16 protein-coding genes are annotated in these 15,546 nt (G+C 64.7%); 14 read left to right on the forward strand and 2 right to left on the reverse strand.

What is annotated here, in order from left to right; genetic code table 11:
- Positions 1-10: 10 nt before the first annotated feature.
- Both M1247_RS18830 and M1247_RS18835 read right to left on the reverse strand, forming a co-directional pair.
- Positions 11-1,741, reverse strand: a complete 1,731-nt coding sequence (locus M1247_RS18830; protein ID WP_317157866.1) for a glycerol-3-phosphate dehydrogenase/oxidase — start codon at positions 1,739-1,741, stop codon at positions 11-13.
- Positions 1,741-2,094, reverse strand: coding sequence for a hypothetical protein (locus M1247_RS18835; protein WP_317157867.1), 354 nt, complete (start codon positions 2,092-2,094; stop codon positions 1,741-1,743). The genes M1247_RS18830 and M1247_RS18835 overlap by 1 nt, the downstream gene beginning before the upstream one ends.
- 299 nt (positions 2,095-2,393) lie before the next feature.
- On the opposite strand from M1247_RS18835, the gene M1247_RS18840 reads away from it, so the two are divergent.
- The 14 genes from M1247_RS18840 (at position 2,394) to M1247_RS18905 (ending at position 15,406) form a co-directional block, all read left to right on the forward strand.
- A complete protein-coding gene (locus tag M1247_RS18840; protein ID WP_317157868.1) occupies positions 2,394-3,659 on the forward strand; it encodes an ABC transporter substrate-binding protein in 1,266 nt (421 codons plus the stop codon).
- A complete protein-coding gene (locus tag M1247_RS18845) occupies positions 3,656-4,525 on the forward strand; it encodes a branched-chain amino acid ABC transporter permease (protein ID WP_317157869.1) in 870 nt (289 codons plus the stop codon). Before M1247_RS18840 ends, M1247_RS18845 begins: the two co-directional genes overlap by 4 nt.
- Positions 4,522-5,514 (forward strand): branched-chain amino acid ABC transporter permease, encoded by a 993-nt coding sequence (locus M1247_RS18850; protein ID WP_317157870.1) that lies wholly within the window; start codon positions 4,522-4,524, stop codon positions 5,512-5,514. The genes M1247_RS18845 and M1247_RS18850 overlap by 4 nt, the downstream gene beginning before the upstream one ends.
- Before the next feature lie 2 nt (positions 5,515-5,516).
- Positions 5,517-6,239, forward strand: a complete 723-nt coding sequence (locus M1247_RS18855) for an ABC transporter ATP-binding protein (protein WP_317157918.1) — start codon at positions 5,517-5,519, stop codon at positions 6,237-6,239.
- Entirely contained in the window at positions 6,232-6,948 is a 717-nt protein-coding gene (locus M1247_RS18860) for an ABC transporter ATP-binding protein (protein WP_317157871.1), read from the forward strand. Before M1247_RS18855 ends, M1247_RS18860 begins: the two co-directional genes overlap by 8 nt.
- A 12-nt stretch (positions 6,949-6,960) precedes the next feature.
- Positions 6,961-8,205 (forward strand): NAD(P)/FAD-dependent oxidoreductase, encoded by a 1,245-nt coding sequence (locus M1247_RS18865; protein WP_317157872.1) that lies wholly within the window; start codon positions 6,961-6,963, stop codon positions 8,203-8,205.
- 91 nt (positions 8,206-8,296) lie between these two features.
- Positions 8,297-9,283, forward strand: coding sequence for a fatty acid desaturase (locus M1247_RS18870; RefSeq protein ID WP_317157873.1), 987 nt, complete (start codon positions 8,297-8,299; stop codon positions 9,281-9,283).
- A gap of 36 nt (positions 9,284-9,319) precedes the next feature.
- The gene (locus M1247_RS18875) at positions 9,320-10,903 is read left to right on the forward strand and encodes a xylulokinase (RefSeq protein WP_317157874.1); all 1,584 of its coding nucleotides are present in this window, start codon (positions 9,320-9,322) and stop codon (positions 10,901-10,903) included.
- A 35-nt stretch (positions 10,904-10,938) separates the two neighbouring features.
- Positions 10,939-11,259 (forward strand): non-heme iron oxygenase ferredoxin subunit, encoded by a 321-nt coding sequence (locus tag M1247_RS18880; protein ID WP_317157875.1) that lies wholly within the window; start codon positions 10,939-10,941, stop codon positions 11,257-11,259.
- A gap of 26 nt (positions 11,260-11,285) precedes the next feature.
- Positions 11,286-12,218, forward strand: coding sequence for a LysR substrate-binding domain-containing protein (locus M1247_RS18885; RefSeq protein ID WP_317157876.1), 933 nt, complete (start codon positions 11,286-11,288; stop codon positions 12,216-12,218).
- Positions 12,219-12,268: 50 nt separating this feature from the next.
- Complete coding sequence (locus M1247_RS18890; RefSeq protein ID WP_317157877.1) at positions 12,269-12,967, forward strand: alpha/beta hydrolase; 699 nt, start codon at positions 12,269-12,271, stop codon at positions 12,965-12,967.
- Between the two features lie 20 nt (positions 12,968-12,987).
- Positions 12,988-14,094, forward strand: a complete 1,107-nt coding sequence (locus M1247_RS18895; RefSeq protein WP_410506900.1) for a zinc-binding dehydrogenase — start codon at positions 12,988-12,990, stop codon at positions 14,092-14,094.
- 35 nt (positions 14,095-14,129) lie between these two features.
- On the forward strand, positions 14,130-14,882 hold the full coding sequence (gene nei2, locus M1247_RS18900; RefSeq protein WP_317157878.1) for an endonuclease VIII Nei2: 753 nt from the start codon (positions 14,130-14,132) through the stop codon (positions 14,880-14,882).
- 8 nt (positions 14,883-14,890) lie between these two features.
- Complete coding sequence (locus tag M1247_RS18905) at positions 14,891-15,406, forward strand: GNAT family N-acetyltransferase (protein ID WP_317157879.1); 516 nt, start codon at positions 14,891-14,893, stop codon at positions 15,404-15,406.
- The last annotated feature ends 140 nt before the right edge of the window (positions 15,407-15,546 follow it).

Below are 15,546 nucleotides of genomic sequence, written 5' to 3' on the forward strand. Positions count from 1 at the left end.
CAGTTGGCCCTCACCGCGGCGCGTGCGGCAACACCAATGCGTCTCCCGGTTCGCCGTAGCGGACGGCGTCAGCGGTGACGTCGTCCCCCATGCTCTGGCTGGCCAGTTCGGCCCGAACCCGGCGACGGTAGCGTTCCACCTGCGCGCTCTGTTCCTGGGGCGACCATCCCAGGACCCCGGTCACCAACCCGGCAGCAGCGGTCGCTGCTTTCACCCCGCGATCGGCCGCCTCGAACGAGATGCGGGTCCGGCGGGTCAGAATGTCGTCGAGATGCCTGGCGCCTTCCGTCGTTGCGGCGTACAGCACCTCGGCGCGCAGGTAGTCCGGCGCACCGTCGAGCGGTTGCGCCAGTGCGGGGTCAGTGAGGCACGACGCCAGCACATCCGGTGTCTCGGACCCGTATCGGCCCAGCAAGCACTGGACCGTCGGTGACGGCAGGCCGTAATCGGCGGCGAGCCGGTCTACCGAGCTGGCCATCGCCCGGAAGCCGGCCGCGCCCACCAACGGCACCTCTGCAGTGCAGCAGGGACCGGCTGATGTTCCGAGGTCTTTGATCGCTTCGTCGACCGCGTCTCTGGCCATCACGCGATAGGTGGTGTACTTGCCGCCTGCCACCGAGACCAATCCGGTGACCGGATGGGACACCGCGTGTTCGCGTGACAGCTTCGCCGTCGTCGCCGAACTGCCCTGCACCAGTGGCCTGAGACCGGCGAACACCCCGACGATGTCGGCCCGGTCGATTGGATGGCGCAGGACCGCATTCACGCGTGTCAGCAGGTAGTCGATGTCGGTCGCGGTGGCTGCCGGATGGTCCTTGCGCAATGTCCATTCTGTGTCGGTGGTGCCGATGAGCCAATGGTCGTTCCACGGGATGACGAACAGCACCGACTTCTCTGTGCGCAGGATGATCCCGCTTTCGGACGCGATGCAGTCTCTCGGGACCACCAGATGGATGCCCTTGCTCATCCGTACCTCGGGATCGGGGCGTTGGCCGCACAGCGCGGCTATCTCGTTGCTCCACACGCCAGTTGCGTTCACCACGCAACCCGCCGTCACGTTGATCTCGCCACCGGTGGACTCGTCCCGAATGGTTGCGCCCCGCACTGCCCCGCCTTCGTGATGCAGTGCCGTCAGCGTGGTCCCTGTGGTGACGGTAGCGCCATAACCCGCGGCCGTGCGCGCCAGCGCCATGGTGTGCCGCGCATCGTCGACCTGGGCGTCGTAGTACATCAGCGCGCCGGCGAGCCTATCGACGCGCAACGACGGGGCCACCGACTTCAGCCGGTTGCGGCTGAGGTGGCGGTGCCACGGGATACCGCCGCGACGGCCACCCAGCGATGCCATCGCGTCGTAGAGACCGACGCCGGCCCCGACATACAGACGCTCCCACCCCCGGTGTCGCAGTGGGTAGAGGAAAGGTATGGCGCGCACCAGATGCGGTGCCAGCTTCTCCGCGATCAGACCGCGTTCCGACAGCGCCTCGGCGACCAGACCGAAGTCGAGCATCTCCAGGTATCGCAGACCACCGTGCAACAGTTTGCTCGACCGGCTGGAGGTGCCCGCGCCGAAGTCACGCGACTCCACCAGGGCGACCGACAAACCCCGGGTGGTCGCATCAAGTGCGACACCGCACCCGACGACCCCACCACCGACGACCAGCAGGTCGAAGTGCCTGCCGCCCAACGACTCGACTGCCTGCCGTCGATAACGCGGCGACAGCGTGGAGGTGGAAGAAACCATCAGTGCCTCTTTCTCTCAGGTTCTCGCCGAGGTGCCTGCCGACGGTGCGCCACCAAGCTGCGAGCCTGGGGGTTGTCGGCCTCGATGTTGCCGGCAAACGTGTAGCGCAACAGCGCAATATCCAGCTGCCCCGCGATCTCGTAGGTGTCCGGTGTCCAGCCCGCGAAGCTGAAAGCGACTACGCACGCCCCATGGAGATCGGCCCACCGGTGCAGGGAGGCCAGCCGTGACGGACCCAGGGGAAGCGAATCGAACGTCACCGATGCGCGCACACCGGTGCCCGAAATTCCCTCTGGGCGTTCGTTGTCCACTCGACGCGCATCGGCGAACCCGACCCACCGCAGCCAGTCCACGGCAATCTCCTCCGCTTCCACAGCATCTCGGATCAAGCGGTGCCGTGGGCGCGGTGCGGAACGGCTGAACATGTTATGCCGCTGCCATTATCGGGTCGTGCCGTGATGATTCGATGTGACGTCTCCAGGTGTGCTCGAATTCGATGCAACCGACCATAAGTTCGCGTCGACGAGGACACCAACGTCGATGGCATTGATTTTGTCAATGCCCCGAATTGGTTTCTTGACGTTGACTCTCTCCGAGACCTGGGTCACATTTCCTGGGGCATCCGACACGCCCAGAGAAGTTCGAGGAACAGATGACAAGACGATTGCGGTCCATCGCCAGTGCGATGGTCAGCGTATGTGTCGGCGCCGCGGCCGTGGCCGGTTGCGGTGCCACCGACGACTCCGCGGTGACGGTCGGCGCCGTCCTGCCGCTGACCGGGGATTTCGCCACGTATGGAGGTCCGATCAGACAGGCTGCAGATCTCGCTGTCGAGCGGGTCAACGCCTCCGGTGGCATCAGAATCGGTGACCGGAACTACGATCTGAAACTGCGCGTATACGACGATGCCACCACGCCCGAGAAGAGCATGCCGAGCCTGTTCCCCCAGGCAGTGTTGCGTGATGGCTCTCCGCTGCTGATCACGGCGTGGAACTCGGCCAACATCGCCCCGTTCCTTGAGGACAACCCCGTTCCGGTCATCGACGTCCTTGCCGCGACCTACGACCCTCCGGTGAACTCGCTGGATCCGAACATCTTCCTGTTGCGCCCGTACACGCCCGACATCGTGCCCGGCGTCGGCCAGTACCTCGCCGATCACTACCACGCAAAGACGATCGCCTTCCTCGGCCCCAACGAACCGTTCGCCAACGGTCAACTGTCGTCGCTGGAGAAGACGGCCGCCGACCATGGGCTCCAGTTATCGGACAAAGTCCAATACCCCGCCGATGCAACAGATTTGTCGTCTTTCATCCGGTCAGTGCGGCGCACCGCGCCCGATGCGATCCACATCGGAGGATCGACTCAGGCGGTGGCACCTGCCATCACCCAGTTGCGTCAGTCCGGTTTCGACAAGCCGATCACGATGTACACCGGTATGACGCCCGATCAGGCGCGCGACCTGATCGGTTCGGGCGTCTACAACACGGTCATGGCCGGCGTCTACGAGTTCGAAGGTGTCACGCCGCAGACCAACCCGGTGCCCGAGGCGGCTCAGTTCGGCAGAGACTTCGAAGAGCGGTACCACACCTGCGGGATCGATCTCGTGCAATGGGCCTATGACGCGATCTGGATAGCCAAGGCTGCGATGGAGAAGGCCGGGAGTTCCACCGACCGCGCCGCCATCCGTCAAGCGCTCACCGAGCTCACGGTTCCGGACCAGACGATCACGGGCTGGACCAAACACGACGGTGATCGGCTGTTCAACGCGGATCGTCAAGCCAGGTCCCTGTCGGTGGCGCTCGGCTGGAACACTCAGACCGCCACCTGGGATCCCAAGATGTACTTCACGGCGGGCCTGCCCGATCAATCGGTTTCGATTGTCGACCTGGAAAGCCAAGAGCTGGGCGGTGTTCGGTGATACAAGTACTGATCGATGCGGCGACCCTGGGATCGCTGTACAGCCTGCTGGCGATCGGATTATCGCTGGTGTACGGGGTGATCGGCATTCCCCACTTCGCGCACGCGGGCGTGATCGCCACCGTCGCACTGCTGGCGGTGTATCTGCAGACGCGCCTCGAGCTGCCCTTCGCGGTTGTCGCCGTCGTCGTACTGGTCGCCGGTGGGTTACTCGCGGTGGCTGTCGAACGACTTGCGTACGCGCCCATCATGCGCCGCAACAAGGGTGCGGCGGCAGGCCCTGCCGTCGCGCTCGGCGTGCTGATGGTGCTGGGCAGCGCGAACCTGATGATCTGGGGCGGGCAGCGCCAGATCCTCTCGACGCCATACAGCGGCGCGAACCTGTCGATCGTCGGCAACAACGTCTCCGGCATCCGCATCGCCGTGATCATCTGGGCGATCGTGGCGACCATCGCACTGCAGGCGTTTCTCAAGCGAACCCGGACAGGCCGGTCCATCGTCGCGGTCTCCCAGGACGGCGACGCGGCGCGCCTGATGGGAGTCGACGTCCGCAAGACATATATGTCGGCGTTCTTCATCTCCGGCCTGCTGGCAGGGGCTGCGGCGCTCGCCTACGGCGGTCTCGCCCCCGCCTACCCCTACATGGCCGACACGGTGATCCTGAACGCCTTTGTGGTCGTCATCATCGGCGGGTTGGGCAGTATTCACGGGGCAATCATCGGAGGTTTCGTGATCGCCGTCGCGCAAGTGCTTGGGACAGAGTTCATTTCAAGCGACTACACACCGATCTATGCCTTCGTGGTGCTTCTGATCGTGCTCAGCGTCAAACCCAGCGGGCTGTTCGGAAGGCAGGTACGCACCGCATGACAATGTCTCGATATTCAGCAGGAACACTGGCGGTGGCGGTCGTGGGCGGCGGCTTCGCGCTGCTGGTCGCGTCCCCGTATCTGCAGGCGGTGATCGCCGTGATCCTCATCTACACGATCGCCGTCAGCGGGCTCAATCTCCTTGCCGGTTACGGCGGTTATCCCAACCTCGGTCAGGCGACCTTCATGGGTGTCGCCGCGTACATCTCGGCCTGGGCGGTCAACACCGTCGACTGGGGGTTCTGGGTGCAACTTCTCGTGGGTCCGGTGATCGCCGCCCTCGTCGCCCTCGTCGTCGCGGTACCGCTCCTACGGCTCAAGGGCCAGTACTTCGCCATCGCCACACTGCTTCTCGGGGTCGTGCTGACCACGGTCCTGGCCAACACCCCGGCCCTGGGCGGATCAGTCGGTATCGGCGGCTTCAATCGGCCCGGTCACGGTCCTCTGCCGTGGCTCTCGGTGCTCATCGTGCTCACCGTGCTCGTCACGCTCGTGTGTACGCGGATCATCACCCTGCCGATGGGTCGCCATCTGGCCGCCATCCGGAAAGACGAGGCACTCAGCGAGAGTATCGGCATCCCGGTTTACCGCCGAAAGCTGCAGGCATTTGTGGCGGGCGCGTTCATCGGGGGCATCGCGGGGGTGTTGCTGGCCTACAACTCCTACTTCATCTCGCCTGATCTGTTCGGCTTCTACGAGTCGTTCCTGCTGTTCGTCGCACTCATCGTGGGCGGTGCGGGCACCGTGTCAGGGCCGCTGCTGGGATCGATTTTCCTGGTCGGCCTGCCCGAGCTGTTCCGATTCGCCGCCGAAGGCCGTTACCTGACAATGGGTTTGGTGTTCATTGTGGTGATGGGCATAGCACCTGACGGTCTGGCCGGGTTCGGTGGCCGAATCATGAGCTGGATATCGGCGCGCCGGGTCGCCGGCCGACCACCCGAACACGCGGTGGCTGACGTCCACCCGACCCCACTACACACCGGAGCGTGAGAATGCTGGAAGTCGAGCACCTGCACCGGAGCTACGGCGGCGTCAAAGCGGTAGACGATGTCAGCTTCACCGTGGGAAATCACAGCATCGTCGGCGTCATCGGACCGAACGGCGCAGGCAAGAGCACCCTCATCTCGCTGCTGATGGGGAATACCAAACAGATGGGTGGCACGGTTCGACTCGACGGCGTCGACATCAGCAGGTTCGCCCCACATAAACGGGTTCACCACGGCCTGGCGCGGACCTTTCAGGAGACCCGGCTGTTCGGCGACCTCTGCGCGCGCGACAACGTCCTACTCGCGGCGACCGAGCATTCCCACGCACCGGGTGCGGCCGATCGGCAGACCGATGAATGCCTCGAATTCGTCGGTCTGAGTGCCCAGGCCGGTACGCCGGCAGCTGAACTGACCCACCTCGAGCAACGCCTGTTGATGCTCGCCACCGGTCTCGCGTCAGGACCGCAACTGATTCTGCTCGATGAGCCCGCGGTCGGCACGGCCGGACAGGAGTTGACGCGCATGATCAACACCATCGAGCGCATCCCCACCGAGCGGGGCTGTTCGGTACTGCTCATCGACCACAACATGCGCCTGGTCATGGGCGTCTGCAGCCATCTCATCGTGTTGGACTTCGGCAAAGTGATCGCCAGTGGAACACCCGAGGCCGTCCAACAAGATCCACTCGTGATCGAGGCGTATTTCGGAAGTGAGTCTGCCGATGACTGAGACAGCCCTTCGCGTACAACACCTTTCGTCGGGCTACGGCGGTCAGTCGGTGGCGCTGCACGACCTGACTCTGGATGTCCGCCGTGGTCAGATCACCACGATCGTCGGACCGAACGGCGCGGGCAAGTCCACCTTGATGAAGGTCCTTGCCGGAATCCATCCGCACTCGAGCGGGCGAATCGAGTTGTTCGGCGAGTCGATCGAGCGCTCCGACGCCCGTCGACGGCTCATGGGCGGATTGTCGCTATGCCCCGAACGTCGCCGGATCTTCCCGGAGATGACCATCGAAGAGAACCTTCTGATGGGCGCACTGACCGCCAGGACGGTTGATGCCCGAAGCCGGATCGAACAGGCCTATCAGAATGTCCCCTGGCTGAAGCAGCGGCGGAAGGCCTTGGCCGGCAACCTTTCCGGTGGGCAGCAGCAGATCCTCGCCATCTGGCGTTCCATGATGTCCGCACCTCGACTCCTGTTGCTGGACGAGCCGTCCCTCGGCTTGTCGCCCCGGGTCGTGAACGAAGTGGCGCAACTCATCCGGGACATATCGAATGACCGGGACATCACGGTTCTCATCGTGGAGCAGAACATTGCGCTCGGCCTTCGGCTCGCTACCGACGTGCACGTTCTCAACCAGGGCCAGATCATCCGTTCGGGCTCGGCTGACGCGCTGCGCCAGGACCGGGAACTCATCGCGACGTACTTGGGATAGAGGCTTGATTCAGTGAACTCGATAGCATTCATCGGCGCCGGAGTCGCGAGCATCAGCGCCATCGACGCGCTCCGCGACGGCGGATACGACGGGCCGATCAGCCTGCTCAGCGACGAGCAGCAGCTACCGTACGACCGTCCCCCGCTGTCCAAAGACGTGCTCCAGGGCAGTGCGCCGGACGGCGTGGCGCTACGACCCGAAGCGTTTTACCGCGACAACGAAGTCGACCTGCTCCTGGGACAACGCGTGACCGGTCTTGACTGCACCGAAATGGCATTCACGACCACGGACGGCACACAGCACCGCGCCCGGTCGATCGTGTTGGCCACCGGGGGTTCAGCCCGCCGCCTGCCGCTCCCCGGCGCCGATCTCGACGGTGTGTTCGTGCTCCGCACTCTCGACGACGCGATTGCGCTGCGCCGGCGCTTCACCGCAGGCGCACGGCTCGCCGTGATCGGCGGCGGGTTCATCGGCACCGAGGTCGCCGCATCGGCCGTGTCCTCGGGCCTCGACGTGGTACTGCTCGAAGCCGCGGCCATGCCACTGGCCGCCGTGCTGCCTGAACTGGCTCCGCGCGTCGTGGATCACCACCGCCAACGGGGAGTCACGATCAGAACAGAAGTCGCCGTCGAGGCATTCACAGGTCAGGACCAGGTCACGGGCGTGCGGCTCGCCGACGGCGAGGTGGTGCCTGCCGATCTCGTGGTCGTCGGCATCGGGATGCGGCCCAACGACGGACTCGCTGCCGCCGCAGGTTTGGCGACGGGCAACGGGGTACACGTGGACGAAAGCATGCGTACCGCGGCACCTGGTGTCTACGCCATCGGCGACGTCGCGAACATCGGTACCACCGCCGGACGCCAGCGATGTGAGCATTGGAGTCACGCCGTCGACACGGGCAGACGGCTCGCCGACGACCTGCTCGGACGGTCCGGCCGTCTCCGACCGGTGCCATGGTTCTGGTCTGACCAGTACGACCTGAACATCCAGCTCGTCGGCCGTCCGCAACCGGCCGACGAGCGAGTTTGGCGCGAGGATCCGATTCGCGACCGGGTGACGGTGCTCTTCCATCGGCAAGGACGACTCACCGGAGCCGTGACGCTCAACAACGGCAGGGACATCCGGCCGATCACCGATCTCATCGCGGCGGGAGCAGCCCTCGACGTGCGCGATCTCGACGAACCGCGGACCGACCTGCGCAAACTGGCCAAGCAAATGCGGTCAGGTGAATCGGCTGCCACAGCATCGATTTCGTGAATACCAACGGTCCAAAACAAGTATTGGTGGTCCCCGTTGTCACAGTGTGACGATAGGGCGACACGCATCACACCGACAGGGAGGTCATGACATGACAGCGAGCCCGGAGACCGCCTCCGACTCCGGACAGCCGGACCCGTGGGCGGTCGCCACCGCGGTGCCGATCCCGCGTAAGGAGCTTCGTGCCCTGCAGAAACGGAGCGACGGACCCGCGTTCCGCTGGATGATCGGCCACCTGTCCCTGCTGGCAGGCACATCCGCGCTGATCTGGTGGACGCTGCCGTCCTGGTGGGCGATCATCCCGATGTTCCTGCAGGGCAGCCTCATCGTGTTCCTGTTCGCGCCGTTGCACGAATGCTCGCACGGCACCGCGTTCAAGACTCGCAGACTGAACACTGCCGTCGCCATGACCTGCGGATTCGTCATGATGCGACCGGCACTGTATTTCCGCTACCGCCACGCCGCGCACCACTCCTATACCCAGGACCCGCAGCGCGACCCGGATCAGGTGCCGTTCCCCGAAACTGTCCGCGGGTACCTCGGCGAGGTACTGGGGATGCGGTTCTGGCCCAAGATGATCGGAACCCTCTACCGCGGGTGCACCGGCCGGTACAACGACCGTGAGAAGTTCTTCCTCCCGGAGAACGAACGTGGTCGAGTCTCTGCCGAAGTCCGGGTGTACGTGGCGCTGTACGCCGCGATCGCCGCGCTGACCATCCTGACCGGGACGTGGCAGATTCCGCTGATGTACTGGCTGATTCCACGGTTCATCGGAGAACCCGTGTTGCGCACGTTCCGCATCGCCGAGCACACCGGGATGGAAGAGGGTCCCAACCTGCTCAGCAACACACGAACGACGCTGACCAACCCCGCAATTCGGTTTGTGTACTGGAACATGCCCTTCCACGCCGAGCACCACCTCGCCCCTTCGGTGCCCTTCCACCGACTGGCCGATATGCACGAAACGCTGCCGGCGGACAGCCTGCAGCCCGCCCGCGGATACCTGCGTGTCCATCGCGACCTGATTCGCCGGGTCAGGACCGGCGATACCCGATACGACCCCGCGGCGGCTGCCTGACTGCTGATACGTGTGTCCACCACCAGGAGGTATCCAATGACGAATACGCTCACCATCGGAATCGATATCGGCACGACGAACGTCAAAGCGTCCGTGCTCGATACCGGTACCGCCCGGGTGATCGCCCACGCCGCCGCTGAGCATCCGCTGTATCACCCACGGCCCGGGTGGGCCGAGCAAGATCCGGACAACTACTGGCGAGCAGCCGTGTCCTGCATTCGCCAATGTCTGGATTCCGACAGCTCCATCGCCGATCGTATTGTCGGCGTGGCGTTCTCGGGGTTGGTGGGTGTCACGTTGGCGGTGGATCGAGAGGGACGTCCGGTGCATCGGGCGCCCATCTGGATGGACGGGCGCTCTGACCCCCAGTGCCAGCAGATCCGGGATCGCGTCGGTGAGGAGCGGATCAACCGGAACAACGGAAACCGGGTGGCGCCGTGGTTCATCGAACCGAAGGCACTGTGGCTGGCACAGCACGCACCCGAGGCCTTCGATCGTGCCCACAAGCTGCTCTCCCCCGCCGGATACTGCACGTTCCAGCTGACCGGCGAGTTCTCGATGAACTATGGCGACGCCGGCCTGTGTTATCCGTTCGACTACCAGAATCAATGCTGGAACAGCGAACTCGCGGAGGCAATCGGAATCCCCGTCGACCTCTACCCCACGCTGTACGGCTCGACCGAGATCGTCGGCAAGGTGACCGAGAAAGCCGCGCGGGAAACGGGTCTCGCACCGGGAACGGTGGTCGTCGCGGGCGGCACGGACATCAGTTCCGCGGCGCTCGGCTGCGGTGTCACCGAGGCAGGCCAGGCCTACTACTCGATGGGGACCGGCTCGAACCTGGGCATCATGATCCCCACGCCGCAGCGGATCGACGAGTTCCGAATCCTGAAGTGGCCGCATGTGCTACCGCACCTGACGATGTTCGACGCACCGATGGCGTTCACCGGTGCCTCGTTGAAGTGGTTCCGTGACATGTTCGCCGATCCAGAGGTCATCTTGGCCGAGCGCAGCGGTCAAAGTGTGTTCGACCTGGTCACGATGCAGGCAGACCGGGTGGAGCCGGGCAGCGACGGACTGATGTATCTGCCGTACCTGGGCAACTCCCTGGCGCCGCGGTGGAACACGAAGGCCACCGGCACATTTTTCGGCGTACAACCGTCCACCTCGCGGGCGCACTTCGTGCGCGCGCTGATCGAAGGGGTGGCGTTCGACCTGTATTCGAACCTCCGCATCGCCGAGGCGGCAGGCGCACAGGTCAACCAGTTGGTGCTCAACGGCGGGCCGACGCGTAGCGCGATGTGGAACCAGATCACGTCCGACGTCACGAACAAGCCGCTGATCGTGCCCGATATCGGGGAGGCCGCACCGCTCGGCGACGCGATTCTCGCCGCGACCGGCGCCGGCCTGTACAGCGATCCCACCGACCCACTGTCCACCCTGGTGACGACGAAGGCCGTCATCGAACCCAATCCGGCGCTGCACGAGCGCTACGCGGCGATGTTCGAGATCTGGGACGACCTCTACACCGCCCTGGGTCCGGTGATGAGCCGCCACAGCGATCTGCTGCACAGCCAGGAACTGTTCGCCGGCTCCGTCATGCGCGGCGCCGCCGACTGACGCACATCTGCGAGCAAACTCTGAGGAGCGAAAGAATGTCTGAATGGCTTGATATCTGCGGTGACGATCTGGTCGACGAGGATGACGTCATCCAATTGATGGTCCCGGGCAGGCGACTGGCCGTCTACAAGGTCGATGGAACGGTCTATGTGACCGACGACCGGTGCACCCACCAGGAAGCATCGCTGGCCGACGGCTATCTCGACGGGACAACCATCGAGTGCCCACGTCACCAGGGAGTTTTCGACATCTGCACCGGCAAGGCGCTCGGCCCGCCGCTGGAACGGGATCTGCGGACCTACCCGGTGAAGATCGACGGCGGGCGGGTGTTGATCGACGTGGACGAACACACGTGACGACCATCACAGATAGCATTCGGTGCATGGAGTCTGACGACCCCCACACCACGCTCGGCGGGTTGCCCTACGTCAGCTTCAACCAACTGAGATCGTTCCACGCCGTCGCGATCACCGGCAGCGTCACCGCGGCGGCGAAACTTCTCCATGTCGGCCAACCGACCGTCACCACCCAGCTCCGGCAGCTCGAAGCGACCTACAAGGTCGAACTCGCCCACCGCCTGCCCGGTGGCATCACGCTGACCGACACCGGACGAAAGCTGTTGGCGCTCACCGAGAAGCTGTTCCAGATCGAGGCCGATGCCGTCGATCTGCTCCAAGGCACACCCGAGCAGCTACGCGGCACCTTGCGGGTGGGTAGTGTCGACCCACATTTCGTCATGCCGCCGCTGAGTGAGTTCGGGACCGAAAACCCCCTTGTCGACATCGATCTGACGCTGAGCGATTCGGCGACCATCGCCGCGCAGATCGCCGCCTGCGAGCTCGATATCGCGATGATCGGACACCTCGGGCTGGATGGCCGCTACCTGTCGCTGCCGTTCAGCCGCCAGCAGTTGGTCTTACTCGTCCGCGACGACCACCCACTCGGGAACCGGGAGACAATCTCGATCGGCGAACTCGCCGGCGAACGGCTCATCATGCGCAAAGGCGGCTCGACCAGCCGGCGGGTGCTGGAACGCGCTCTGGAAAGAGCAGCGGTCGACTATCGGGTGGCCCTGGAAGTCGACCGTGAGGGCGCACTCGAGGCCGTGCAGGCCGGTCTGGGAATCGCGGTCGCGACCACCGCCGAGATCCACAACCAGCACGGCATCTGCGTCGTCCCGATTGAGGATCCCGCAGGCGATCTCTACACCGACGCGTTCGTGGTCTGCCTGAAAGCCCGGGCGTCTGCCCCGCTGATTCACCGATTCATCGCCACCGCAGCACGTTTCCGCTCCGGTGTACCGGGCGAACTGTGAAACCAGAGCCGCCATCGAGTGCCATTGTTCTCCGACGGTCTTACGGCCCGTTGCCCGATCAATACGGTGATCTGCACCTTGCCGGCGGACCGACGATTCGAGGGTCCGTCGTGCTCATCCACGGCGGGTTCTGGCGTGCGCATCGCGGGCTGGAGATGACCAACCCGGCCGCTGCGGCACTCGCTGCATGCGGGTGGAACGTGTGGAACATCGAATACCGGCGTGCCTGCGGGTGGCGCGACACGGTCGCCGACTGCGCCCGCGCGTTCCGGCATTATGAGACCCTGGCCGCAGAGTTCGACATCGACTGCGGCACAACCTTGTTGGTTGGCCACTCCGCCGGCGGACAATTGGCGGCATGGGTCGCCGGCAATCACAGCGACACACCTCCCCTGCACGGTGTCGTCACCCTCAACGGAGTAGTGGATCTCGAACTGGCACACCGGCTGAACATCGGCAGTTCGGCCGTCGAGGAGTTCCTCGGACCGGATGCGGCACCGGCCGATCTCCACGACGCCGACCCGGCGCTGCACCCACCCCGAGTATCGGCTCGATGCCTGCACAGCCGCTCGGATGAGCGTGTCCCCCAGGAGATCTCCGCCAGCTACGTCACCAAGGTACGCACTGCGGGTGGACGGATCGCACTGGTTGAGGTGGACGGACACCACACCGCGGTCATCGAACCGGACAGTACGGCCTGGACCACTGTGCTGGACACCATCAACGGTGGCTGGCCGAACCAGCCCTAACGACCGAAAGCACCAGGCAATTGATCACATCATCAGCAGCAGTCCTGTTCGGACCCGGATCCGACCTCGAGTTGACCGAGGTACGAGTGGCGCCACCCCGCGCGGGTGAAGTGCTGGTCGAAATCGTCGCCAGCGGCCTGTGCCACACCGACACCACGACCTTCACCGGGGACAACCCGAGTTGCGTGTATCCGGCGATTCTGGGACACGAGGGTGCAGGCATCGTGCGAGAAGTCGGCGAGGGAGTCAGCAGCGTCGCCGTCGACGACAGGGTCATCCCGCTGTACGGACCCCAATGCGGCAACTGCCGCATGTGCGCCAGCGGCAGGACGAATCTGTGCTGGAGCATCAAAGCAAGCCGCGACAAAGGCGTGATGCCGGACGGAACATCACGGTTCAACACGCTGGACGGTCAACCGATCCACCACTTCATGGGTACCTCAACGTTTTCCAACTACACCGTCGTACCCGAGATCGCGCTGGCCAAGATCCGCGCCGACGCACCGCTCGAAACCGTATGCCTGCTGGGATGCGGAGTCACGACCGGCGTCGGCGCAGCTCTCAATGACGTCCGTCCAGGAGACACCGTGGTGGTGTTCGGGCTGGGCGGAATCGGGATCAACGTCGTTCAGGGCGCACGGCTTGCCGGAGCTGAGCGGATCATCGGCGTGGACCCGGTCACCTCGAAGCAGGTGCTGGCCACCCAGTTGGGCATGACCGACTTCATCGATCCTTCGACCTGCGGGGCCGTTGTCGATGCGCTCAAGGATCTCACCGGCGGCGGGGTCGACGTGGCGTTCGAATGCACGGGGATTATCCCCGTGATGAGGCAGGCCATCGACTGCCTGCAGCCGGGGTGGGGCACCTGCGTTCTGCTGGGTGTGGAACCCGCAGGCCAGGAACTGGCGTTCCCGCCGGTTCTCGCCCGTTACGGCCGCACCATCAAAGGGAGTTACTTCGGTGGTGTGCAGGGGCGCTCCGGGCTGGCCTGGTACGTCGACCTGTACCTCGCCGGGGACCTGGTCATCGACCCGCTGATCACGCACCGCCTACCGATATCCGACATCAACCAGGGGTTCGCGCTCATGGCCGGCGGCCAGAGCGTCCGGACCGTCGTCAGCTTCTAGCACGGCGGGCCGGGGCAGACCTGATTCAATAGGTCATGCCCGAAGGCGACACTGTCTTTCACACCGCCGCCGTGTTGCGCACGGCGCTTGTCGGTAAGACACTGACCCGCTGCGATATCCGGGTTCCGCAGTACGCCACGGTCGACCTGAGCGGGCAGGTCGTCGACGAAGTGCTCAGCCGGGGCAAGCACCTGTTCATCCGGGTCGGCCCGGCCAGTCTGCATTCACATCTGAAGATGGAGGGCAGCTGGCGGGTGGGGTGGTCCGGCAGTGCGGCCCATCGGGTCCGGGTCGTGCTGGAGACCGCCGATACCCGGGCCGTCGGCATCGACCTCGGCGTGCTGGAGGTACTCGACCGGGACACCGATATGGACGCCGTTGCTCATCTGGGCCCCGATCTGCTGGGCGACGACTGGGATCCACGTGTCGCAGCAGCCAACCTGACCGCGGATCCCGACCGACCCGTCGCCGCGGCACTGCTCGATCAACGGGTGATGGCCGGCATCGGCAATGTCTACTGCAACGAATTGTGCTTCATCTTCGGCCGTCGCCCCACCGCACCCGTCAGCACACTGCCCGATCCGCTACGGGTCGTACAACGCGCCAGGGACATGCTGTGGCTCAACCGATCCCGGTGGAACAGGACCACCACCGGCGATACCAGGTCAGGCCGTCAACTCTGGGTGTACGGACGCGCCGGAGCGCCATGTCGTCGCTGTGGAACTCTGATCGAGACAGACAACACCGGGGACCGCGTGACGTACTGGTGCCCGGTCTGTCAACCCTGAGGTGCCCCATGAGCGATGCAGTGGCCGTCCGCCCAACGGTCCCCGAAGACTTGGACGCGATCCGTACCATCTACGCCCATCACGTCGAGACCAGCGTCGCCACATTTGAGCTCGCGCCACCAGACCGGGCAGAGTGGGATCGGCGGTTGACGACGGCCCGAGAGCGTGAATTGCCTTTTCTCACCGCAACACTCGACGGGGTGGTCGTCGGCTACGCCTTCTGCGCGCCGTGGAAAACCCGGCCCGCGTATCGCCACACGGTGGAGAACTCGATCTACCTCACGCCGCAGGCGTTCGGCCGTGGCATCGGCGGCCGCCTGATGCGAGCGCTACTGGACGGATGCGCTGCGGCCGGGGTTCGCGAGGTCATCGCGGTGATCGTGGACAGCGACGACGCGGCCGCCTCGTTCGCTCTGCACCGCAAATACGGTTTCAACGAGGCCGGGCGGCTGCGCTCGGTCGGATTCAAACAAGGGCGCTGGCTGGATACTGTTCTGCTGCAACGCAGCCTGAGCGTCAGTTGACGAACCCTGTGGATGAAATCCCGATTGAGGATTACGAGCTCGCGTGTCGGTGGGGTATGGCAGTATCGAACGTATGTTCGATGGGCTCGGTGAGGCGGCGTTGGCCGTGGGGATCGAGGATGAGACCCGCGCGGCGGCGG

It is taken from the genome of Mycobacterium appelbergii (assembly GCF_032883035.1).
Taxonomy (GTDB): Bacteria; Actinomycetota; Actinomycetes; order Mycobacteriales; family Mycobacteriaceae; genus Mycobacterium; species Mycobacterium appelbergii.

Coding starts and splice junctions, on each gene's coding strand:
- M1247_RS18830 (WP_317157866.1), bottom strand. CDS start 1,741: ATGGTTTCTTCCACCTCCACGCTGTCGCCGCGTTATCGACGGCAGGCA.
- M1247_RS18840 (WP_317157868.1), top strand. CDS start 2,394: ATGACAAGACGATTGCGGTCCATCGCCAGTGCGATGGTCAGCGTATGT.
- M1247_RS18850 (WP_317157870.1), top strand. CDS start 4,522: ATGACAATGTCTCGATATTCAGCAGGAACACTGGCGGTGGCGGTCGTG.
- M1247_RS18855 (WP_317157918.1), top strand. CDS start 5,517: ATGCTGGAAGTCGAGCACCTGCACCGGAGCTACGGCGGCGTCAAAGCG.
- M1247_RS18860 (WP_317157871.1), top strand. CDS start 6,232: ATGACTGAGACAGCCCTTCGCGTACAACACCTTTCGTCGGGCTACGGC.
- M1247_RS18870 (WP_317157873.1), top strand. CDS start 8,297: ATGACAGCGAGCCCGGAGACCGCCTCCGACTCCGGACAGCCGGACCCG.
- M1247_RS18875 (WP_317157874.1), top strand. CDS start 9,320: ATGACGAATACGCTCACCATCGGAATCGATATCGGCACGACGAACGTC.
- M1247_RS18880 (WP_317157875.1), top strand. CDS start 10,939: ATGTCTGAATGGCTTGATATCTGCGGTGACGATCTGGTCGACGAGGAT.
- M1247_RS18885 (WP_317157876.1), top strand. CDS start 11,286: ATGGAGTCTGACGACCCCCACACCACGCTCGGCGGGTTGCCCTACGTC.
- nei2 (WP_317157878.1), top strand. CDS start 14,130: ATGCCCGAAGGCGACACTGTCTTTCACACCGCCGCCGTGTTGCGCACG.
- M1247_RS18905 (WP_317157879.1), top strand. CDS start 14,891: ATGAGCGATGCAGTGGCCGTCCGCCCAACGGTCCCCGAAGACTTGGAC.